Below are 21,886 nucleotides of genomic sequence, written 5' to 3'. Positions count from 1 at the left end.
TCGCGTCACGGCAACATGGCATTTAGGGCATTTTGGGCCTTACTACCTAACAATACTGGAGGAATCAGGGTTATGACTACCTTAACGCTAGTCAAAAAAACATCTTTTACAGTCGCCAGCTTGGCAACCACAATGTTGCTCAGCATCTGCACGCCCGTCCGAGCTTTCATGTTTGGCACGAGCGGCATCCAGTTCGATCGAGACACCAGCATCAATTTTACATTCGACAAATCTCAGGGACTATACCAATCCAGCTTGTGGGTGGCCCAAGCTGAGCCACAAAACAATGGCTACACCAACATATCCAGTCTGTTTAACGAAATTAAACCCTCAGATAACGGCTCCGCCAACAAGGGAGAAGGAACCTTCGGCAACGCTGTCACATCCCCAGACGGCAAAATTACCCAAAGCTTCACCTTTCTCAAAGATCAAATTTACGCCCTCCTGCTTTGGAGCGACACCGGCAGTGGCAAGCCCTTCGAGCAATACGTCTCCAGCAGCACCTTTATGAACAGCAGCCTCTGGTTCGCCGCCGACACCAAATTCAGCAGAATTGAATGTCTGACAACTGGATGCCAGCAAGCCGTGTTTGGCGACTTTGATCTCAACTACAAATCGAGCAATCCATTTAGTACCGTCAACGATGGCAAGGGCCCAGAGCAGTTTCAATCTGCGACAACAGAACAACTCGCTAAGGGTACAAAGATTTCCTTTGACGATGGCAGCAAAGGAAATGACGTTGACTTTCAAAACTTTAGCCTGTCGGCTGAGTTAGTCCCCGAACCAGTCACAGTATTCGGCACAATGCTGGGGGTCGGGGCTTTGGCAGCAGCTCGCAGGAAAAAAAAGCGAGGGCAGCAACAAGAAAAATGACTCTTAACCAGCCCCATACAAATCTAAATAGTGCGTCTGTTCAGTGGTACTCTGAGAAATAGCATTTCTAAATGTTAAGACTTTTTCCATAACGGGAAAAATAGCATCCTAACAAAGGCACTATTCATGGTATCCACCGCAACAAAAACGAACGTAGGCTACATCACCCAAATCATTGGGCCGGTTGTAGACGTAAAATTCCCAGGCGGCAAACTGCCCCAAATCTATAACGCTCTCACGATTTCCGGCAAAAACGAAGCAGGTCAAGACATTGCCGTTACCTGCGAAGTTCAACAACTGCTCGGAGACAGCCAAGTGCGTGCAGTTTCCATGAGTACCACCGACGGCTTGGTGCGTGGCATGGAAGTAGTAGATACCGGGGAATCGATCCAAGTTCCCGTCGGCATCCCAACTCTCGGCCGCATTTTTAACGTCATCGGTCAACCCGTAGACAACCTCGGCCCGGTCAATACTTCCGAAAGTATGCCCATCCACCGCAACCCGCCGGCTTTCACCGAACTGGAAACCAAGCCTTCGGTGTTTGAAACTGGGATCAAGGTGATTGACCTGCTGGCCCCCTACCGTCGCGGCGGCAAAATCGGTTTGTTCGGCGGCGCAGGCGTCGGCAAAACCGTGATTATGATGGAACTCGTGAACAACATCGCCAAGGCTCACGGCGGCGTGTCCGTGTTCGGTGGTGTGGGCGAGCGCACCCGCGAAGGCAATGACCTCTACAAAGAAATGATCGAGTCGGGGGTTATTAACGAAGAAGACCGCAGCAAATCAAAAATTGCTCTGGTTTACGGTCAAATGAACGAGCCGCCTGGTGCTCGGATGCGCGTGGGCCTGTCGGCTCTGGCGATGGCCGAATACTTCCGTGATGTCAGCAAGCAAGACGTGCTGCTGTTCATTGACAATATCTTCCGGTTCGTGCAAGCGGGCTCTGAGGTATCGGCTCTGTTGGGTCGGATGCCTTCGGCTGTGGGATATCAGCCGACTCTCGGTACAGACATGGGCGACTTGCAAGAACGGATTACTTCGACTACCGAAGGTTCGATTACTTCGGTTCAAGCTGTGTACGTACCTGCGGATGACTTGACTGACCCCGCACCGGCTACGACTTTTGCTCACTTGGACGCTACAACTGTGTTGTCTCGCGGTTTGGCTGCGAAGGGGATTTATCCGGCTGTTGACCCGCTGGATTCTACGTCTACGATGTTGCAAGTTAGCGTTGTCGGCGAAGAGCACTATGGTGTTGCTCGTCAGGTGCAGTCTACTCTGCAACGCTATAAGGAATTGCAAGACATTATTGCAATTTTGGGCTTGGATGAGCTGTCCGAAGATGACCGCTTGACAGTTTCTCGCGCTCGCAAAATTGAACGGTTCTTGTCTCAACCCTTCTTTGTGGCTGAAGTGTTCACGGGTTCCCCCGGCAAGTACGTCAAGCTGGCAGACACCATTAAGGGCTTCCAGATGATTTTGGCTGGCGAACTTGACGAATTACCGGAACAAGCTTTCTATTTGGTGGGCGATATCAACGAGGCGATCGCCAAAGCTGAAAAAATGAAAGCTGACGCCAAGTAATTTTAGTCAGTAGTCAGTAGTCAGTAGTCATTAGTCAGTAGTTATTAGTTATTGGTTATTAGTTATTGGTTATTGGTAACAACTGACAACTGATAACTGACAACTGACAACTGACAACTGACAACTGACAACTGACAACTGACAACTGACAACCGACAACTGACAACTGACAATTTATGACATTAACTGTGCGCGTAGTGGCCCCAGACAAAACTGTTTGGGATTCTAATGCTGAAGAAGTAATTCTGCCGAGCACCACAGGCCAACTGGGTATCTTGAGCGGTCACGCTCCAATGTTGACAGCTTTGGATACTGGAGTGATGCGCGTCCGTCCCGGTAAGGAATGGGTGTCTATTGCTCTGATGGGCGGCTTTGCAGAAATCCAAGAAAACAAAGTTACTATTCTTGTCAACGGCGCTGAAAAAGGCGAAACCATTGATAAAGAAGCTGCTCGTACTGCTTACACCGAAGCAGAAGCTCGTTTGCAAAAGGCTACTACCGGCACTTTGCAAGAGCAAATTCAAGCTAAGCAAGCAATCAAACGCGCGAGAGCTCGTTTCCAAGCTGCCGGCGGCACGCTCTAGCTCTCAGGGTAAGGACATAGTGCTTTTGTAGTAGGGACGCAACAATGTTGTGTCCCTGCTGTTTTTCTCGCGTTGTGTCCCTAATGCGAGAGCTAAACTCCGGCCTCGGACAATAGAGATTGCATTGTTTCCCAAGATAACCCCTGCTGAAGATAGCGGGGGTTATTTGGATTGTAGGGACTCTCCACGCGATCGACACTGACTATTTTTGCTTCCTCCGGCAAAACAGGAACCTCTGGATCGAAAGCGGTCGATCGCGTCAAAGAGCTAGAAAAGCCTTTAAAAATAGCAATTTCATCGAATTCGCCGTCAATTTCGGCCTTGACGATTAAAACTTCGTGCGATCGTTTTACCGTGTATTGTTCCAAGCGACGAGCAATAGAGTCAGCCATAGCAAATCTCACTTTCCTGAAATCTGCTATAATATAGCTTAATTTTGTGGCTAATTTCAGGGACAGCGAGCCAATCTTTTATTCTTAATTCAACCTTTTTTAACAGCAGGAAGTAAGCGCCCATTATATAATTGTTCTAAAAATAATAAACAAATTTAATCAGGTCAAACCTACTTATCCGATATTTCATGAGCCACAAAAAGACTTGGTTTAAAGGATCTCCTGAACTTAGGGTTATAAGTTTATCTAATCAGAAAAGCAAGCTAATACGCGATTCCTAAAATTATTAAAATTAGAAAAACCATACCCTTGTCGCATTATCAACTTAATCCGATTGTTAATTCCTGACATGACTCCACTTGTGGTGCGATGAAGAAAGTAGTTGCAAATACCCTCAAAATGATTCTCAATTGTTGATGCAGATTCTTTAAAAAATACTTGTGCATGATTTAGCCATTCTTTGATTTTGTTCTGCCATTTTTTGACTGTCAAATTAGTCTCATATATTTCTCTCAATGTTTCTTTCATCTCATACGCAATTCGCAAAGATTCCGATTTTTCTAGTGTCAATTCTAATCGATCAATCTGCTCTTGATTTAAATTTGCTCGATTACTTAATAATAAATATTTACTTTGCCTATCTGTGATTCCTGCTGCTCTACGTAACTTATTTAAGCCTTTATTAACTACTTTCATTACATGAAAACGATCGATAACAACTAGGGCATTTGGGAATACTTTTTTGATAACTTTAGGGAATCCTCCCCACATATCAACACTCACTTCCTCAACTTGTTTCCGAACCTCAATCGGCTGTTTCACTTCTGACCTCAATGATTTCTTCCGAGCGATGAGAATCAATCATCTCAATTAAATTACCCTCACAAATGTTACCAACAACAGTCCCGAAATTCCCTTGACCTTTTCGCATACTTATCTCGTCGATAGAAATTCGTTTAGTGAGTTTCCAATTAATTTTTTATTTGCTCTTATTTACCTGCTCAAATATTCCTTTTATTTCGTCATAACTGAGTCCTTCTTCTCGTCCAATTTGCTCCATACTCGATTTTTTTTTACAGGCTCATAAATATTTTGTTCGTATCGTTGAGTATGCCGTCTTTTAACGTCAAAAAAATCTATTATTTCTGTGGGATACCGTTGGCAACTAGGACAGTAAAACTGCCGCCGTGGGATTTTTAAATACACAGGACGACCAAAAACCGACAAATCTCTTACTAAAACTGGTCGATTTTGATGCAGTTTTTCGGTAGATTGTTTACAATGATGACAAACAATTCTTTCAGATAGAATACTCTGTCCCAAGAAAATTTTTCCGTCAACTTGAGTACAAGTTTCAACCCTGACTCCAGGCAAGGCTAATAGATAGTCTAGATGGAAGCTCATAACGGTAAATGTATTAGTAGGTACATTTTACACCATAAACTCAGGAGAGCCGTTAGGGTTGTGTCCTTCTACAAAAATTACTGGCGGTAAGGTCAAAAGTTCTCACACCCGTCGAGTAGTTGATCGGGCTGCCAATGCCTTCCGTTTAGCTGCTCAATCTTTATCTCGCTCTCAATCAGCTTTGGGGGCTTTTTATCGTCGGCTGCGTGCTCGATTGGGTGCTGCTGGAGCCAATACCGCTGCTGCTCACAAGCTAGCCCGCATCTTCTATCATCTGTGGAGTACCAAAACCGCTTATGCTGATTCAGGTGCCGACTATTACGAACAGAAATATCGACAACGTATCGTTTCTAAGCTGGAGAAAACAGCTCAGTCTTTCGGGTTTGAGCTAGTTGCTAAAACTCCACACTTGGATTGAGTTTCTTAGGAGGACTTTAGCTATTAGACAGGGAATTCATTCCCTGTCGGACTGTCGGACTGTCGGACTGTCGGACTGTCGGACTGTCGGACTGTCGGACTGTCGGATTGTCGGATTGTCGGACTGTCGGATTGTCGGACTATCGGACTATCGGACTATCGGACTATCGGACTATCGGATTGTCGGACTATCGGTTTAACGTGTTTGTTGACACCAATCGGCATTGCGGTGTCCCTACAAGGGCTATGTACTTACTTACCAGCCAAAGTGCTGTATATCATTTCCACTCGCCCTGAAGAGTAAAAGCCGCCCAATAATAGGGAGATTTCCATTTTTCCTGCTGCATCATTTCGATCTGTGCCGCCCTCAAAGCTGCCGCCGGCGCTAACTTTTGTTGCACCATTTTTTGATAAAACTTTTGCATTAACACAGAAGTTCCTTCATCATCCACACTCCACAAACTCACCGCCACCCGCTGAGCCCCCGCATACATAAAACCCCTCGTTAGTCCCACCATTCCTTCGCCTTTAACATTCTGTCCCATGCCCGATTGACAAGCACTTAAAACCACTAAATTTGCCGCAAGTTTCAAATTGAAAATATCCGTGAGGCGCAAGAAGCCATTGACAAGATTGCCCTTGTCATCTACCATCGACATCACAATTCCTGACAGTTCGGGATTTTTGCTGTTGGCAAGGCCGTGGGTGGCAAAGTGAATAATTTGATAATTGACTAAATTTCCATCGGTAGCAGTAGTGCGACTGGCATCAAAATCAAATATTTGACGGCTAGAAGCTGAGGGGAATAAGCTGGATATTGTTTGGGCTTCTTGGCGGGTAAATGCGAGGCGTTTTGGCGGCCATTCTATCTCGGAAGCACGAAGCGAGCGATTTAAACCGAGATTATTTGCTTCTAACTTTTCGGTAGTTGCTGGGGTGATTTTTCCTTTAATTCTTTCATCATCTGGACTGAAAACCGGATCTGCTAAAATTGCTAAAGTTTGGCTGGGCGGTTTTCTATCTCCGTAATTTTGCCTGAGAATAGCGAGAGTTGAGGCAGAAGGCAGAGTGATAACTTCATGTTCGACAATTAAGGGAACGTTGGTATTTTTTCCGGCGGTTTGGGGAAGAGTTAAAGCTGGAAAAGGAGTATAGTGCAGCACGCCGTCGGGGACAATTAATAAGCGTTTATTTCCTAATTGGACTGCTGCGGGCTGTAAAATTAATTGACTTAGATTTGCACTCGCATCGGCAACTTTTTGGGGAATATCTCTTTGGGTTGGGCTAGTTACTGCGGTGCGGAAAGCCACTGCTGCTGTTTCAATGTCAGCGCGTTTTGGCAATTCATAGCTAGTTAGTCCCGTTGATGTCACAACCCACAAATAACTGCGAGCTTCACCGAGGGAATACTGCAATAAAATCGTGTTTTCATCGAGAATCTGTTTCTGAATTTCTGGGAGTGTTAAAGGTTGGGGTTGGGTGAGGGCAGCGTAGCGGGGGCTAGCGCTACGAATCTGGGTTTGAATTTGCTGATATTGTTGCAAAAGTGCGAGGCGCTGTTTGTCAATTTCAGCGATTTTAGTTGCGTTGGGGTTGGGGCTGCTGATTGTTTCGATGCGCTGCTTTTCAATGGCATCAAGTTGCTGTTGTACGCTCTTTTCTTGTTGCAGTAAATCGGGGGAAATACCTTCACGAATGTTGGCGTTACTTTCTTGGAGGAGTTCGAGGAGGCTGCGGGCTCTCGAACGTTCGCTGGCTTCTAAGGCTTTTGTATCATAACCGGATTTAGGATTAGTTTTATGCAGGTGCATTAAGAGGTCGATGTAGAATTCGTAGTGGTTCTGGACTGTGGCAAAATATGAGGTGCGGAGTTCTGGGCTGGCTATTTTGGTGCGGAGGTTTTCGATTATTTTGATAGAGGATTCAATGTCGTTGAGGGCTTCGGTAAGATTGTTTTGGTCGCGTTTGACATAAGCTATGTTGGAAAGGGTGACAGCTTCTCCAGCGCGATCGCCTACTGCCCGACGCAGGGGAAGGGACTGGCTGTAATAATCTAGCGCCTTCTGTTTTTCTCCCAAATCATCGTAGACACCGCCGATGTTGTTGAGGGTGGTAGCTTCCCCACCGCGATCGCCTACTGCCCGACGCAGGGGAAGGGACTGGCTGTAATAATCTAGCGCCTTCTGTTTTTCTCCTAAATCCCTGTAGACACCGCCGATGTTGTTGAGGGTGGTATGTTCCCCACTGCGATCGCCGATTGCCCGAAAAAGGGGAAGGGACTGGTTGTAATACTCTAGCGCCTTCTGTTTTTCTCCCAAATCATCGTAGACTAAGCCGATGTTGTTGAGGGTGGTAGCTTCAAGGGAGCGATCGCCTGTTGCCCGACTCAGGGGAAGGGACTGGCTGTAATACTCTAAGCTTTTTTGTTTTTCTCCCAAATCTGAGTAAACACTGCCGATATTGTTGAGGGTGTAAGCTTCCCCGCCACGATCGCCGATTGCCCGAAATAGGGGAAGCGACTGGCTGTAATACTCTAGCGCTTTCTGTTTTTCTCCCCAATTATCGTAGACATTGCCGATGCTGCCGAGGGTGACAGCTTCCCCGCCGCGATCGCCGATTGCCCGCAAAAGGGGAAGCGACTGGCTGTAATACTCTAGCGCTTTCTGTTTTTCTCCCCAATCATCGTAGACTTGACCGATGTTGTGGAGGGTGACGGCTTCCCCACGGCGATCGCCTGTTGCCCGAATCAGGGGAAGCGACTGGCTGTAATACTCTAGCGCTTTCTGTTTTTCTCCCAAATCTGAGTAGACATTGCCGATGTTGTTGAGGGTGGCAGCTTCATTGCCACGATCGCCTACTCCCCGACTCAGGGGAAGCGACTGGCTGTAATACTCTAAGGCTTTCTGTTTTTCTCCCAATTGTGAGTAAACACTGCCGATATTGTTGAGGGTCGTGGCTTCCCCGCTGCGATCGCCTGTTGCCCGAATCAGGGGAAGCGACTGGCTGAAATACTCTAGCGCTTTCTGTTTTTCTCCCAATTCTGAGTAGACAGTGCCGATGTTGCTGAGGGTGGCAGCTTCCCCACCGCGATCGCCTGTTGCCCGAAATAGGGGAAGCGACTGGCTGTAATACTCTAGCGCTTTCTGTTTTTCTCCCAATGCTGAGTAGACAGTGCCGATGTTGTTGAGGGTGGTAGCTTCCCCACCACGATCGCCTGTTGCCCGAAAAAGGGGAAGGGACTGGCTGAAATACTCTAGCGCTTTCTGTTTTTCTCCCAATTCTGAGTAGACTCTGGCAAGACCAGCGAGGCTAAGTGCTTGCCATCTATTGTCGCCTGCTTGCCGATACAGCTTTAATGCTTCTTCCCATTTGACGATCGCACTTCTTTTTGCTTCCGCCGTTCCTTGTTCGTAGAGTTGTGCTCCTTCGTTTAATGCTTTTTCAGCAGCGTCGCTACTGTTAGTTTGTGCTGTTTGTACGACTTTGCCAACAGACACGGTTGCTGCCACTGGCTGACTTAACTGAAGCGAAAGTGCGATCGACATACCAGCCAAAAACCATTGAGTGCGATCGAGCATAGCCACCCCTTTTGTATTTTTTTCAATCTTAATCACTAGCTCGCTTAGTGTAAAGGCAGGAAGAAGTCAGGGCGATCGGCATTTTTGCTAGAGTGAACGAGTAATGCGATTCCCTGCCGGATAGCTACGCCGCGCGTACTTTTTCCCAGCATGAACAACATCCTAACTACCCCCGATCCCGTAACAACCCACTGGGATTGCCCCGAATGCGGCGGCACCGGTACCCTCAGCCCAGAAACTTGCCCCGTATGCCTCGGAGCAAAATACATCGATCTCGCTACCATAACGAACTGGATGCTTGATTTTATGGAATCTCGCGGCTGCGATCGAGCTGAGATCGATCGATTGCGAACCGAAAGCCCAGACCCGCTAACATTAACTTTTTGCCTCGAAGTTTGTATCGCCCTTAAATAAACAATTTACCAATTACCAATTACCAATTCCCTATTCCCAATCTTCAGTGTCCCTTAACCGGATGTTGCCCGTAAAAAGGCAAAGCATCCGACCAATCAGGACGACTTCCCATTTGCCACTCCAAATAAGCCAATTCCAACACACTAGAAACCGACGAACCCAACTCGCTACCAACTTCAATTAACTGATAAGAATTCCCCCAATCATCCAACTTTTCTTGCCAAGATTCAGGAGTCATCACCGTCTCAGGAAACAACTCAGTTAAACCAGAATCTTTGTTAACTGAATAAACCGCCCCAAACAATTGTCCCCGCTGTGCAGGCATTTGCAGCGCGATATCATCTCTCAAAAGCCCCCCCTTGTAGGGGCGGTGCCCCCGTGCCCGCCCTGGTTGGGGCACGGCGGTTTCATTTTCTTGTAGGGGCAAACCCTCGTGAAGAGCCCCGATGCCTGAAATGCCCAGGAAATCATCTGTGGGTGGGGGCGGGCACGGGGGCACCGCCCCTACAAAATCGCGGGGGGGTTCCGTATTCAAAAGCCCCGCCTTAGCAACGGGAGGTTCTGCACTCAAAAGCCCCCCCTTGCTAAGGGGGGGTTGGGGGGGTTCCGCCCAAGCGACAGCCGCCAAAGTGGAAACCGCAAAAACAGGAATATCCAACTGTTGAGCCAAAGTCCGCGCCGTCACCATACCCATGCGAGTCCCCGTGAAACCTCCGGGCCCCTTCGCCACTGCAATAAAAGCCAAATCCGCCCAAGTTTGCGGCCCAATAAACTCGACTAAATACTGATGCAAATGAGTGGCTAAATCGCGATCCAAATTCCAAGTTTGGCAGCGAGAATCACCTGCAAAATTGCTGATGGCTAAACCGAGTTCGCGACTAGCTGTGTGCAGGGCTAAGCCGTATTTTTTAACTGATGTTCCGTCTTGGGGATTGCTATTCACGATTAGTGGTAATTTTCCTTAACAAAAAACAGGGGCAAAGCCACAACTAAGCAACCCAAAAGAATGCCAAATATTCCCGTGTTTAATATCCTCGAATTACCCATGCCCCCACTCACCAGAAACAGCACTACTAAACTTGCAAATAAATTTTTATTGGCAAATTCTTTGTGTTGGGAAACTTGATGCTTCACCGTCATAAAACCCGACGAAACTATTAGAGCAAACCAAGAATTAAAAATGACTATTTGAGAGCCAAAGATAAACCAAACTAAGGCAAACATTAGCGCATCTATCCAAAAATCCTGAGTTTTCAACTTCGGCAGCCAAAATTCTTGGGTAGTAACAGAGGCCGCTTTCTTGAGTAATTGATTGTGTTGCAGCCGCACGAGTTTGTTTCTCAATTTAATCTTGGGATCGATTTGCAATATTTGCTTCCACTCCGGGCGGCGAGAATTGTTGAGTCTTCCCAACAGCTTCACGGCTGCGACTTTATTTAACTGCAAATCGGTAAGTCTGGTGGCAATTATTTGAGATAAGTGCGGATAGTAAACGGGGTTGTCTTCGGTTCTGTTGATGACGATATTGAGCTGTTGCTTGGCTTGACTGACTTGGATTGTAACATTGTAGGGGGCGAGATCCTCTTGCAAAGCTTGCTGAATTTCGGCTTGCTGTTGGCGAGTGAAAAGCGAGACACCGGGCGCAGGTGTAACCACCCGTTCTGCGGGCGTTTCCGGCGCGTCTAGCACCGGTTGTGCGTCTAAATACACCGGTTTGGGGTTCAAGTGCCGGATGACTGCTGATGCTGAACTGTAGCGCCGATTGGTGGCACTTTGGAGCATGGTGTCGAGGATGCGGCCGAAATCATCGCTAACAGCAGTCTTCAAATAATTTCGCCAAGCCCAAGAATCCTCTGTACTGTCGAACAAATCGAAGGGAGGAATTTCAGTCAGCAAGTGAATGCAGGTAACGCCCAAACTGTAGATATCGCTGGCAAAAACGGCTTTTCCCATCAATTGTTCTGGGGCTGTATAAGCAGCACTGCCGATGATTGTACCAGTTTGCGGCAACCCGGTTGCTGTTACTTTCTTAGCTGCACCAAAGTCTACTAAAACAATATCTTTTTGGAAAGGAGAGGGTTGATAGGAATTTTCTAAGGCGGGTAAAGGGGCTGGAGTTAGCCTGCGGCGAATGATATTTTCTGGTTTGATATCGCGGTGAATGACTTTGGATTTGTGGACGAAGTGGAGCACTGGCAATAAATCGTTGAGGATTTGCCGAGTTTGAGTTTCGGTGAATGCTCCTTTTTGTTCTAATTCTCTGGCTAGGTTTTTGCCGTCTATAAATTCTTGTACTAAATACTGTCTCCCGTCTTGTTCAAAATGCGCGATTAATTCGGGAATCTGGGGATGTTTTCCCAAGGTTTCTAGCTGGGCTGCTTCTTGGTGAAATAGTTGAGCGGCTTTTTCGGCTGCGGTATTTTGCTGCAAAAATTGCTTGATTACGCACTGCGAAAAAATCAGGGGTTTGGTTTCATCAACTGCTAGAAATGTTCGGCCAAAGCCTCCTTGCCCGATCGGCTTTATGGTTCGGTAGCGAGATGCTGATGGCGTTTCTGCGTCAAGAGTTAACAACAAATTGGAGCCGCAACTTTGGCACAATTCTGCATCCCCTGGGTTTTGCGGATTCTGACAAGTTGGGTTTAAGCAATAGCACATTGGATTTTAGATTTTAGATTTTAGATTTTAGATTTGTAATTGGGAATGGGGAATGGGGAATGGGGAATGGGGAATGGGGAATGGGGCATCGGGCATTGGGCATCGGGCATCGGGCATTGGGCATCGGGAATTGGGAATTGGTTATTGGTTGTTATCGCCAACAACTCACAAAAAACCTATAAAAAACAACAAATAGCAACCAACAACCAACAAATAACTAATGACTACTGACTAATGACTACTGACTACTGACTACTGACTACTGACTACTGACTAATGACTAATGACTAATGACTAATGACTAATGACTTAAGTGGGGACGAGTTCGCCTGGCCGCAATGCGGCCCATTTGCCGGTCTCTTGCTTGAAACTCTGACACCCGACTACATCCCATTCCATTTCAATTTCGTCTTGGCGGGGACGGATGTTGACGTTGATGGTGGGTTCTACGGGGTCGAAATCGGGTGTTTCGGTGAGGTGAATCTGTTCGTGCTGTTCTTCTACGGCGTGGTAGGTGAAGCAGCGGTCTACATAGTGGCAGTTAATACAAATACACATTCTTGATATCCTCTGTGCATTTCAAAAAGATTGGTGAATTTCGAGCTTTCTGTTAATCTAGCGTAGCAAGAGCTTAATTGTTTGTAAGTTTGTTTATTTTTGTTGCGATGCCGATTAGTTTGCCCTCTGCATTGTCTTCTGATACTTGGCCGTTTGATTTGGAACTGCTGACACCGCCTGCTTATCTGGTGGGCGGTGCGGTGCGGGATGCGCTGCTGGGGAGGCGATCGCACTATTTTGATTTGGATTTTGTCATGCTAACACGGGCGGTGAAGACTGCTCGAAAAATTGCCGATCGCACGAAAGGTGGATTTGTCTTGTTGGATGCGGAACGCCAAATTGCGCGGGTGGTATTTGCGGGCGGTACGGTGGATTTGGCGCAGGCGGAAGGGGGGAGTCTGGAGGGGGATTTGCTGCGCCGGGATTTTCGGATAAATGCGATCGCCTGCAATCCTTTTACCGGAGAAATCATCGATCCTTTGGACGGTCAAACTGATTTGCGGTTGGGTTTGCTGCGGATGGTTTCGCGGTCAAATTTGGAGGACGATCCGCTAAGGTTATTAAGAGCTTACCGTCAAGCGGCGCAGTTGGGTTTTGCGATCGAACCTGAAACTCAATCTGCGATTCGGGAATTGGCGCCGCTGTTGAGTCGGGTAGCGGTGGAACGGGTGCGGACGGAATTAGGTTATTTGTTGAGCAATCCTAACGGTGTTCCTTGGATTTGTCGCGGTTGGGAAGATGGTTTGTTTTCGATTTGGTTTGAAAGTGCGATCGACCGTTTTGATATTTTGACAAAAATTGATGCGTCTGCTGCCAAGTTAGCGGCAATTTATCCAGATTTGGGGAGAGAATTTTCGCGATCGATTCGAGATACGATTAAAACGCCGTTGTTGGCGGTTGCGAAGTTGGCTGTTTTGGCCGATTCCGACCCGACAATTGCTGAAACGCAGTTGCTGCGGTTGAAGTACAGCAATGCGGAGATTAAAAGTGCGATCGGGCTTTTGAAATACTTGCCGAAGTTGCAAGCAAAACCTATCGCCCAAATGTCTTTGAGAGAACAGTATTTTTTGTTTCGGGATGTGGGAATAGTATTTCCTGTTTTAGCGGTTTTGGCGGTGGCGGCGGGAGTTGCGGTTGAGGATATTTCACTGTTAATTAATCGCTATCTGGATGCTGATGATATTATTGCTCATCCCACACAATTAGTTAGCGGCAATGATTTAATGGAATATTTGAAATTGCCCAGAAGTCCACGCATCGGTCAATTTTTAATGGAGATTCAATTAGCGCGGGTGGAGGGGAGAATTGCGACTCGCGAAGATGCGCTGAAATTGGCGGCAGAGTTGGTTAATCAGTCAATTTAAATTGATATATTGCAGCAATCATAACGGGCAAGATGCCCGTTCCACAAGACACTTAATTGTATTGTGGGGAGTAGGGGTTGGGCTTCTAGCCCGCCCTCAAAAATTCAACTTTCTTCTCAAAAATTCAACTTTTCCCTCAAAAATTCAACTTTCCCCTCAAAAGTTGAACGGGCAAGATGCCCGTTCCACAACATTCAACTTTCCCGTGGGGTGTGCTTATAGCCCGCCATGAAAAGTTAGTTGATACTGGTCAAAAATCAGAGTATTAAACAACATCTCTTAATTCTTCCGGCAATTCAAACTTGCCATCGGCACCTGCTTCAAACTCAATAACTTTCAACACAGCATCAACATTCAGCGGCCCGTAAATGTGTGGATAAAAATCTCCAGCAGCAGGTTCATACTTAACTTCTGCTTCCACTTTTTCCGAGTCAATCCACAACAACAGCAATCCTGTTTGTCCAGCAAAAAATTTGTTGGAAGTTCTAACAACTTGCGGGAGTGTCGAACAGTGGATAAATCCTTCCGAGTCTAGGGTATCGCCGCGATAGGATTGAAGGTGTTTTGCTTCTTCCCACTGTTGGCTTTTAGCAATGTGAAATATAACGCTCATAAATTATTTTACCTGCAAAAAAGAAGCTAGGCAGAGCATCTAGATATATGTTCCAAGGCTCTACCTAGGACGAGATTAAAGGATTAAAGTCCTTACTAAAAACCTAACACGATACGAGTACATCCGATCGCCCAAGAACTCTCATATCTTCCTCATCGAGCTCGACTGGTGTACCGCTGCGAATTAGTTCCACAAAATCCTCATTCGGCACCATGATGCACAAAGCGTACAAACGTTCACTGCCCGTATTCTCAATTACGTGAGTGCCTGTTGGAGGCACTAACAAACTATCTCCCGGTTGAATACTAACTGTTTTGCCGTCGCAGGTTGCTTGCCCTGTTCCTTTGAGTACAAAAAACATTTCTACTGCAAATTGATGGCGGTTGGGAGGGGTTTTGCCGCCCACATCGAAAATCTCCACGCAAACTGTTAATGAAACATTAGCTATTACCGGATCGAAGACGATAGCTAATCTATTAGTATCGCCCGGACTGATCCGAAATGCTTGGTAGTCTTTCGGAGACTTTATAACAGGAATCATGCAGTGGTTTGTCATTTTTTTTGTTTAATTGTTAATTATCGTAGGGGCGGTGCCCCCGTGCCCGCCCAGCCCCGTGCCCGCCCAGCCCCGTACCCGCCTACTCAGTTTCTTAATCAAGAGGGGCAACCACGGAGGGATTGCCCCTACACTCATTCTAGGAATCATTGCTGACTACTATTTAATTGCTTCTAACATAGCCTGAGAATCCGACAAAAAGCCAAAACATTGTTTAACGTTATAAAGAGTAGCTTGCCAGCAATAATCGGGAGATGTCGTAGCTGTACAATCTTTGACTAAAATACAGTCATAACCGAGGAAATTAGCATCTTGCAGGGTAGCCATGACGCACTGATCGGCGTTTACTCCTCCAAAGAAAAGTGTAGTTCGGCCGAGGTTCCGCAAGATACTATCTAAAGGAGTATCCCAAAAGCCACTCATCCGATATTTATCAACGCAAATATCCTCCGGTTTGGGTTTTAATTCATCGACAACCTGCGCCGCCCAACTCCCTGCCATCAGTACAGGTGCGTTGTTTTTTGGCAGCGGATCTCCCAAACCTACGCCGGATCCTGTGGGATTGTAAACGTGACGGGAAGCTGCACTAATATTGAGCAAATCGGGGCGGTTCCCCCAGTTAATCCAAATAATTGGTACTGCGTGCGATCGCAATTCTGGCAGCAAATTTGTTAAAGGATTAATTGGAGTTCGGGCGGGCGTTACATCTACGCCAATATGTGCTAGCCAACCGTCGGGATGACAGAAATCGTTTTGCATATCTATCACCAACATTGCTGCTTTTGCTAAGTCCAAACGCAGGGTTTTAGTTTCTGTTTCCAGGGTAACAGGTTGAGGCGCGATCGGCGATCGGGTGATATCAGCAATTTTGGCATCAACTTTCCAAGCATTCGGCGGTACACCCAAGGTGCGGAGAGAATCAGGATTCATATGGATTTTGGCTCAAAAACAATTTCAATCTTATAACTATTTGATTGTTACTAACTTGTCATATCTTAAATCTTTGTTATAATAATTAAGTATCCGTGGCAACTTTTTGATAATCTTTAGGATTTATTAACTTTATTACAGGCGATCGCAAATGTTAACGCCGGGCAATCATCAAATAAAAATTAAGGTAAATTTACAAAAAGGGTAAATCTATGAGCTTTACAATTCAAAATGCTTTAATTCCGGTTGATAGCGGTTATGAAACCGCAGATGTGCAAGTGGTGGAGAATTGCATAAGTGCGATCGCCCCCAAGTTAAAACCTGCGGGAACAGTTATTAACGGCAAAAATAAGCTGCTGCTACCCGGTTTTGTCAACGCGCACACTCACTCTTCAGAAATGTGGCAGCGGGGCATTATTCCCCCTCTGCCGCTGGAGTTGTGGATTGCCGAATTATACGATTTTACACCTCTCGATCCCGAACAAGTTTACTTGAGCGCCTTGGGAACTGCGGTAGAAACATTACTGTCGGGCGGAACAAGCGTAGTCGATCATTTAGTTTTGATTCCGGGGCAAGAATTAGAGACAATCGCCGCCGCAGTTCGCGCTTATCAAGAAATCGGCATCCGCGCTTTTATCGGGCCGTTAATTCAAGATGAATCCCTGACAGCGGGGATGCCTGCGGGCGATAGCGGCATGGAACACGCGGCTTACATTCGCTCGACTAAAGCTACTTTGGAATTAATGGAAACAGCCATAAAACAGTTTCAACATCCCGAAAAAGGTGTTAATATGTTATTGGCGCCGACGGGAATTCAACTGTGTTCTGATGCTTTGTTTGAAGGCTGCATCGAATTGAGCGATCGCTACAATCTTTGTCGGCACGCCCACCTCTTGGAAACCCCCGCTCAAAAACAGTTAGCTCACGAAAAATACGGCTGTAGCGCTGTCGAGCACCTGCAAAAAATTGGTTATTTGAGTCCCCGAACTTCCTTAGCGCACTGCGTTTGGCTGGACGATTCCGACATTGCGATTATGGCCGAAAGTGGAGCGACAGTCGTACACAATCCCCTCAGCAACTTGCGCCTGGGAAGCGGGATTGCACCGATTTTGAAATACCGTCAAGCGGGAGTTAACGTATCTTTTGGCTGCGACGGCGCTGCTAGCAATGACTCTCAAGATTTGCTGGAAGCGATTAAAATTGGTTCTATTTTGCACAATATCACGGATTTGGATTACCGCCAATGGATTACACCGCGCCAGTCTGTAGAAATGGCATCCCTGGGAGGATCGCAAGGCTTGAATCTCGCCGATGAAATGGGTTCGCTGACAGTCGGGAAAAAAGCAGATTTTGTGCTGTATGATTTAACCAGTTTATCATTGCTGCCGCGCACCGATCCGATCGGCTTGCTGATTTTAGGGCGCCCGACTAATGCGGTAGACAGCGTTTGGGTAAACGGCAAACAAATTGTCGCCGAAGGTAAGGTGAAAACGATCGATGTTGATGCTTTGATGCGGGAATTATTCGATCGCAGCGAGTGGACGAGCAAGCGTCAATCGCAAACGGTGAGCGAGATTGAAGCGCACTACCGCCAAGTTATGAAACTGCAAGGTTATTCTTAAAAAATTAACCAATAGAATATGATATCATGTCCGGTTGAATCACATAATTAGCGCCGCCACTAAAAATTAACGCCATCCACCTCCCACATCCCAATCACTCAGAACTTCTAGCCATGACACCCCCTAACAACCAGATAAATGTAGACGCCAGACTTGTTGCAGCTAATACCAAATTTGGTTTTAACTTGTTCAACACCCTCACCAAACAACAGCCGAATCAAAATATCTTTATTTCCCCTACTTCTGTCGCCCTCGCACTGTCAATGGCATACAACGGAGTCAGCGGAGAAACCAAACAAGAAATGACAAAAGCTCTCGAATTAACGGGAATGACTCCCCAAGAAATCAACGCAGCAAATCAAGCTTTGCAAAATAGTTTGCAGAAAGTTGACCCCAATGTCCAAGTATCAATAGCCAACTCGCTTTGGGCGAAACAAGGCTTCTCATTAAAACCCGAATTTCAGCAAACAAATCAAGAATACTACAAAGCTAATCTTACCGAACTAGATTTTACGAATCCGCAAGCTCCCAGCATCATTAACAACTGGGTGAGCCAAAAAACTCAAGGAAAAATTGATCAAATAGTCGAGGAAATTAGCCCTGCTCAAGTCTTGTTTTTGATTAACGCAATTTATTTCAAAGGCAACTGGCAAACGCCCTTTGATAAATCTCAAACTGCCAACAAAACTTTTTCTTTAAGCGACGGCAGTTCAAAACAGCATCCGATGATGTCTCAGACAGGCATTTATGGGTACTACGAAACAGACAAATTTGAAGCAGTTAGTTTACCTTACGGCAAAGAAGGTTCTCTGAGTATGTATATTTTTATGCCCAGGCTCAATAGCAACTTGGAAACTTTTTTGCAGCAATTAACAGCCGAAAACTGGAATAAATGGATGCAAGAATTTAGAGAAATAAATTGTATAATTGAAATACCCCGCTTCACAATGGAGTATAAAGTTGAACTCAAAAGCACACTCATAGCTTTGGGAATGGCAGGAATTTTTGAAATCTCAAAAGCCGACTTTTCTCCGATGACTGATGACAACGTAGCAGTAGCTTCAGTAAAACACAAAACATTTGTCGAAGTGAACGAAGAAGGTACAGAAGCAGCCGCAGTGACTTCCATCGAGTTATTCAGAAGTTTGCCTTTTCTAATGAATGTAAACCGTCCATTCTTTTGTGCCATTCAAGACGATACTACAGGAACAATATTATTTATGGGTACCATCTTTGACCCCCAATAATATCAAAATTATTAGGTGCGTCAGGAAATGTTCGATCGCCTTTTAATAAAATAACCCTCGCTGGCGCACCCTACCAAGCTAATTATACGGTAAAATATCAGTCTAAAAATAATCATATTTGCGACAAATTGATGATTAAACTGCACAAATGGCAGCGGATACTGGCTTTAATAGTTGTTTTTACGATCGCCCTTACCTCCTCCGCCATATTATCCCCGCGTCTATTAGCTCAAACCCGCCCCCCAACCCCAACAACCGAATTGCGCGGCGTCTGGCTGACGAACATTGACAGCGACGTTATTTTCTCCCGCAACAACATCATTGACGCTGTAAATCGACTCGATCAACTCAATTTCAATACCATCTATCCCACGGTTTGGCAAGGAGGGTATACGCTTTATCCGAGTGCTGCAGCCCAACGAGTATTCGGACAGGCGATCGACCCATCGCCCGGATTGAAAGACCGAGACATCCTCAAAGAAATTATAGCACAATCCCGCCAAAAAGGTATAGCAGTAATCCCCTGGTTTGAGTTTGGTTTCATGGCTCCCGCCGAATCGGAATTAGCCACACTTCACCCCGACTGGCTGGCGCAGCGGCGCGATGGTTCAACTATTTGGAAAGAAGGCAAACACGATCGAGTTTGGCTGAATCCCTTTCATCCCCAAGTGCAGCAATTTATCTTAGATTTAATCCTAGAAGTTGTCGATAATTATGATATAGATGGCATTCAATTTGACGACCATTTCGGCTTGCCAGTAGAATTTGGCTACGAGCCATTAACAGTGTCAATGTATCAGGAACAAATCAAAAGTCCTCCCTCCGACGACCCCCGCGAAACCTTCTGGGTGCGCTGGCGCGCTGACAAAATTAACGACTTCGTGGGCAGAGTTTCCCGCGCCATCAAATCCCGCAAAGAAAAATGTATTGTCAGCTTATCTCCCAACCCTTTTCACTTTGCTTTACCCGCCCACTTGCAGGACTGGTTTACCTGGGAAAGACGCGGCTACATCGACGAAATTGTGTTGCAGGTTTATCGCAGCGATATCAAGCGTTTTAGTGCCGAACTGGAACGGGAAGAAGTTAAATTGGCTAAACTTAACATTCCAACTGCGATCGGCATTTTGACTGGTCTTAAAAATAATTCCGTGCCCCTCAAACAAATTCAAGAACAAGTGCAAGAAGTGCGAAAAAGAGATTTCGCTGGGGTGTCGTTCTTTTTCTACGAAAGTTTGTCGAATTGGGCTAGGGAAACCCCCGAACAGCGCAATTATGCCTTACAAGAATTATTCCCCACAAAGATGCAGCGCCCGCCATCCGAAGGCAGAATTTGAAACGGGAGCATCTCAATGAAAGCAGCCAAGCCCTAAATTGGAGTTAGGAGTTAGGAGTCAGGAGTCAGGAGAAAAGAGTCAGAAGGAAGAAGAAAGGAGCCAGAAGAAGTGTTTTTACAAATATGAGATGCTCCCATTTGAAACCCACGCTTAAAATGAGAAAAAGCATACAGCGCTTAGGAATTGTCATCTTATTTTTAAGCGCTTTCCTAACAATTGGCTATCTCACTCCCAGAAAGTGGGGAAATTACTCGCAAGCAGATTGCACAATCTCTCTATACATTTCCAACCAAGGCATCCACACCGAAATCATTGTTCCAGTTAAAAATGAATCTTTTGACTGGAATCAATATTTACGGCTAACAGAAATAGGGCGGGATGCCACTTCTGATTATCAATATTTGTCTTTTGGCTGGGGAGATAGAGCTTTTATGTTGGAAACTCCCACATCAGGAAGTATCAACCCAGTTACAGCTTTCAAGGCGCTATTTCTCCCTACTCCGTCTACGGTGCAAGTACAAGGTTATCGGGTTTGGCCACAAAATAAAGAAACAAAATGTGTTAAACTTAGCGGGTCTAATTATCTAAACATTGTGAATTTCATTAAAAATTCATTCCAACTAGACGCAGGAGGTAATAAACTAAAAATTAGTTATGGCTACCACAACAGTGATAGTTTTTATGAAGCAAATCGCAGTTACTCTATTTTGAGAACTTGCAACGACTGGACGGCAGAAGCTTTGCAAAAAGCTGATGTCAATACTCCTTTATGGTCAACGCTTTCTTCTGCGGTTATGTTTCATTTAAATAGCGGCTGCGAATGTATATAAGAAGGAAGAGGATCGATGTGAAGAAGGAAGAAGGAACAAAAATAAACTATTCCCAATTCCTAATGCCCTGTTTGGCCGATGCCCGATGCCCCATGCCCGATGCCCAATTCCCCATTCCCAAATATTATGAATGTAATTCCAGCGATCGACTTATTGGATGGAAAATGCGTCAGATTGTATCAGGGAGACTACGCGAAGTCTCAAACTTTTAACGACAACCCCGTCGCAGTCGCCAGACAGTGGGTAAATGAAGGCGCAACCATGCTGCATTTAGTAGACCTCGACGGCGCCAAAGCAGGTCATCCAGTCAACCAAGCAGCCATTGAAGCGATCGTCCGATCAGTAGACGTTCCCTGTCAAGTAGGTGGGGGAATGCGCGATCGCGCTTCTGTTGCTGCTATCCTCAATTTAGGCGTTCGGCGCGTCATTCTCGGCACTGTCGCAGTCGAACAACCGCAATTAGTCGGCGAATTGTGCGCCGAATTTCCCGATCGAATTCTGGTCGGCATCGACGCCAGAAATGGTAAAGTTGCTACTAGAGGCTGGCTAGAAACTTCGGAAGTTTTAGCGACAGAATTGGCGCAAAAAATGGCCGAGTTAGGGGCGGCTGAAATTATTTACACCGACATTCACCGCGACGGTACTATGGAAGGGCCGAATTTGGAATCTTTGCGCGAAATTGCTAACGCTATTTCGATTCCGGTGATTGCTTCCGGTGGCGTTAGTTCGATCGCAGATTTGTTGAGTTTGCTGGCTTTGGAACCAATTGGTGTCAAAAGTGCGATCGTCGGTAGGGCAATTTATACCGGCGATATCTTGCTAAAAGAAGCAATTCAAGCAGTCGGACAAGGGCGGTGGCAAGATGTACCGCCAGATTTGGGTTCTTCAAGTTTTGCTTGATACAGCAAATTCCACATTTATGAAGTAC

At 46.1% G+C, this 21,886-nt stretch carries 22 protein-coding genes; 12 read left to right on the top strand and 10 right to left on the bottom strand.

Translation table 11 applies throughout. The features are described from left to right. Positions 1-72 precede the first annotated feature (72 nt). The 3 genes from QUB35_RS22020 (at position 73) to atpC (ending at position 3,041) form a co-directional block, all read left to right on the top strand. A complete protein-coding gene (locus tag QUB35_RS22020) occupies positions 73-873 on the top strand; it encodes a PEP-CTERM sorting domain-containing protein (protein ID WP_333143862.1) in 801 nt (266 codons plus the stop codon). Positions 874-999: 126 nt separating this feature from the next. Beyond that, positions 1,000-2,457 (top strand): F0F1 ATP synthase subunit beta, encoded by a 1,458-nt coding sequence (gene atpD / locus QUB35_RS22015; protein ID WP_333143861.1) that lies wholly within the window; start codon positions 1,000-1,002, stop codon positions 2,455-2,457. Positions 2,458-2,633: 176 nt separating this feature from the next. Beyond that, positions 2,634-3,041, top strand: coding sequence for an ATP synthase F1 subunit epsilon (gene atpC, locus QUB35_RS22010; RefSeq protein WP_333058306.1), 408 nt, complete (start codon positions 2,634-2,636; stop codon positions 3,039-3,041). A gap of 92 nt (positions 3,042-3,133) precedes the next feature. Here the strand turns inward: atpC and QUB35_RS22005 are convergent, their stop codons facing one another. The 3 genes from QUB35_RS22005 to QUB35_RS21995 form a co-directional block, all read right to left on the bottom strand. Next, positions 3,134-3,433: a DUF7734 family protein gene (locus tag QUB35_RS22005; RefSeq protein WP_190743481.1), complete on the bottom strand. Its 300-nt coding sequence runs from the start codon at positions 3,431-3,433 to the stop codon at positions 3,134-3,136. Positions 3,434-3,679: 246 nt separating this feature from the next. Further along, complete coding sequence (locus tag QUB35_RS22000; protein WP_333143860.1) at positions 3,680-4,255, bottom strand: transposase; 576 nt, start codon at positions 4,253-4,255, stop codon at positions 3,680-3,682. Positions 4,256-4,447: 192 nt separating this feature from the next. After that, positions 4,448-4,837: a transposase family protein gene (locus QUB35_RS21995; protein WP_333143859.1), complete on the bottom strand. Its 390-nt coding sequence runs from the start codon at positions 4,835-4,837 to the stop codon at positions 4,448-4,450. A 58-nt stretch (positions 4,838-4,895) separates the two neighbouring features. On the opposite strand from QUB35_RS21995, the gene QUB35_RS21990 reads away from it, so the two are divergent. Further along, on the top strand, positions 4,896-5,255 hold the full coding sequence (locus QUB35_RS21990) for a hypothetical protein (protein ID WP_333143858.1): 360 nt from the start codon (positions 4,896-4,898) through the stop codon (positions 5,253-5,255). A 277-nt stretch (positions 5,256-5,532) separates the two neighbouring features. On the opposite strand, the gene QUB35_RS21985 is transcribed toward QUB35_RS21990, so the two are convergent. Further along, entirely contained in the window at positions 5,533-8,832 is a 3,300-nt protein-coding gene (locus QUB35_RS21985; protein WP_445252058.1) for a CHAT domain-containing protein, read from the bottom strand. 150 nt (positions 8,833-8,982) lie between these two features. On the opposite strand from QUB35_RS21985, the gene QUB35_RS21980 reads away from it, so the two are divergent. Further along, positions 8,983-9,246, top strand: coding sequence for a hypothetical protein (locus tag QUB35_RS21980; protein WP_333143857.1), 264 nt, complete (start codon positions 8,983-8,985; stop codon positions 9,244-9,246). 43 nt (positions 9,247-9,289) lie between these two features. Here the strand turns inward: QUB35_RS21980 and tsaB are convergent, their stop codons facing one another. Next, positions 9,290-10,189: a tRNA (adenosine(37)-N6)-threonylcarbamoyltransferase complex dimerization subunit type 1 TsaB gene (tsaB, locus tag QUB35_RS21975; protein WP_333143856.1), complete on the bottom strand. Its 900-nt coding sequence runs from the start codon at positions 10,187-10,189 to the stop codon at positions 9,290-9,292. A gap of 2 nt (positions 10,190-10,191) precedes the next feature. Next, entirely contained in the window at positions 10,192-11,904 is a 1,713-nt protein-coding gene (locus QUB35_RS21970; RefSeq protein WP_333143855.1) for a serine/threonine-protein kinase, read from the bottom strand. Positions 11,905-11,949: 45 nt separating this feature from the next. Here QUB35_RS21970 and QUB35_RS21965 point away from each other — a divergent pair, with 45 nt between their 5' ends. Then, a complete protein-coding gene (locus QUB35_RS21965; RefSeq protein ID WP_333143854.1) occupies positions 11,950-12,135 on the top strand; it encodes a hypothetical protein in 186 nt (61 codons plus the stop codon). Between the two features lie 78 nt (positions 12,136-12,213). Here QUB35_RS21965 and QUB35_RS21960 read toward each other — a convergent pair whose 3' ends face one another. Continuing rightward, on the bottom strand, positions 12,214-12,462 hold the full coding sequence (locus tag QUB35_RS21960; protein WP_333143853.1) for a Ycf34 family protein: 249 nt from the start codon (positions 12,460-12,462) through the stop codon (positions 12,214-12,216). Between the two features lie 107 nt (positions 12,463-12,569). On the opposite strand from QUB35_RS21960, the gene QUB35_RS21955 reads away from it, so the two are divergent. Next, positions 12,570-13,826: a CCA tRNA nucleotidyltransferase gene (locus QUB35_RS21955; protein WP_333143872.1), complete on the top strand. Its 1,257-nt coding sequence runs from the start codon at positions 12,570-12,572 to the stop codon at positions 13,824-13,826. A 265-nt stretch (positions 13,827-14,091) separates the two neighbouring features. Here QUB35_RS21955 and QUB35_RS21950 read toward each other — a convergent pair whose 3' ends face one another. The 3 genes from QUB35_RS21950 to QUB35_RS21940 form a co-directional block, all read right to left on the bottom strand. Further along, the gene (locus QUB35_RS21950; RefSeq protein ID WP_333102344.1) at positions 14,092-14,439 is read right to left on the bottom strand and encodes a DUF952 domain-containing protein; all 348 of its coding nucleotides are present in this window, start codon (positions 14,437-14,439) and stop codon (positions 14,092-14,094) included. 103 nt (positions 14,440-14,542) lie between these two features. Beyond that, positions 14,543-14,995 (bottom strand): cupin domain-containing protein, encoded by a 453-nt coding sequence (locus QUB35_RS21945; protein WP_333143852.1) that lies wholly within the window; start codon positions 14,993-14,995, stop codon positions 14,543-14,545. 159 nt (positions 14,996-15,154) lie between these two features. After that, complete coding sequence (locus QUB35_RS21940; protein ID WP_333143851.1) at positions 15,155-15,925, bottom strand: cysteine hydrolase family protein; 771 nt, start codon at positions 15,923-15,925, stop codon at positions 15,155-15,157. Between the two features lie 212 nt (positions 15,926-16,137). Between QUB35_RS21940 and QUB35_RS21935 the strand changes: the two genes are divergently transcribed. The 5 genes from QUB35_RS21935 to hisA all read left to right on the top strand — a co-directional run bounded on the left by QUB35_RS21935 (position 16,138) and on the right by hisA (position 21,858). Continuing rightward, entirely contained in the window at positions 16,138-17,547 is a 1,410-nt protein-coding gene (locus QUB35_RS21935; RefSeq protein WP_333143850.1) for an amidohydrolase, read from the top strand. Between the two features lie 113 nt (positions 17,548-17,660). Continuing rightward, entirely contained in the window at positions 17,661-18,794 is a 1,134-nt protein-coding gene (locus QUB35_RS21930; RefSeq protein ID WP_333143849.1) for a serpin family protein, read from the top strand. A 131-nt stretch (positions 18,795-18,925) separates the two neighbouring features. Further along, positions 18,926-20,128 carry a glycoside hydrolase family 10 protein gene (locus QUB35_RS21925; RefSeq protein ID WP_333143848.1) on the top strand — a complete coding sequence of 401 codons (1,203 nt, stop codon included), beginning with the start codon at positions 18,926-18,928 and terminating at the stop codon, positions 20,126-20,128. A gap of 155 nt (positions 20,129-20,283) precedes the next feature. After that, positions 20,284-20,958 (top strand): TIGR02117 family protein, encoded by a 675-nt coding sequence (locus QUB35_RS21920; protein ID WP_333143847.1) that lies wholly within the window; start codon positions 20,284-20,286, stop codon positions 20,956-20,958. A gap of 126 nt (positions 20,959-21,084) precedes the next feature. Beyond that, on the top strand, positions 21,085-21,858 hold the full coding sequence (gene hisA / locus QUB35_RS21915; RefSeq protein WP_333143846.1) for a 1-(5-phosphoribosyl)-5-[(5-phosphoribosylamino)methylideneamino]imidazole-4-carboxamide isomerase: 774 nt from the start codon (positions 21,085-21,087) through the stop codon (positions 21,856-21,858). Positions 21,859-21,886 lie beyond the last annotated feature (28 nt).

The organism is Microcoleus sp. B13-B6, from assembly GCF_036705405.1.
In the GTDB taxonomy this organism is placed as follows: Bacteria; Cyanobacteriota; Cyanobacteriia; order Cyanobacteriales; family Microcoleaceae; genus Microcoleus.
Note: the sequence above shows the minus strand (reverse complement) of the source record. Positions and strands in the feature narration are given on the sequence as shown.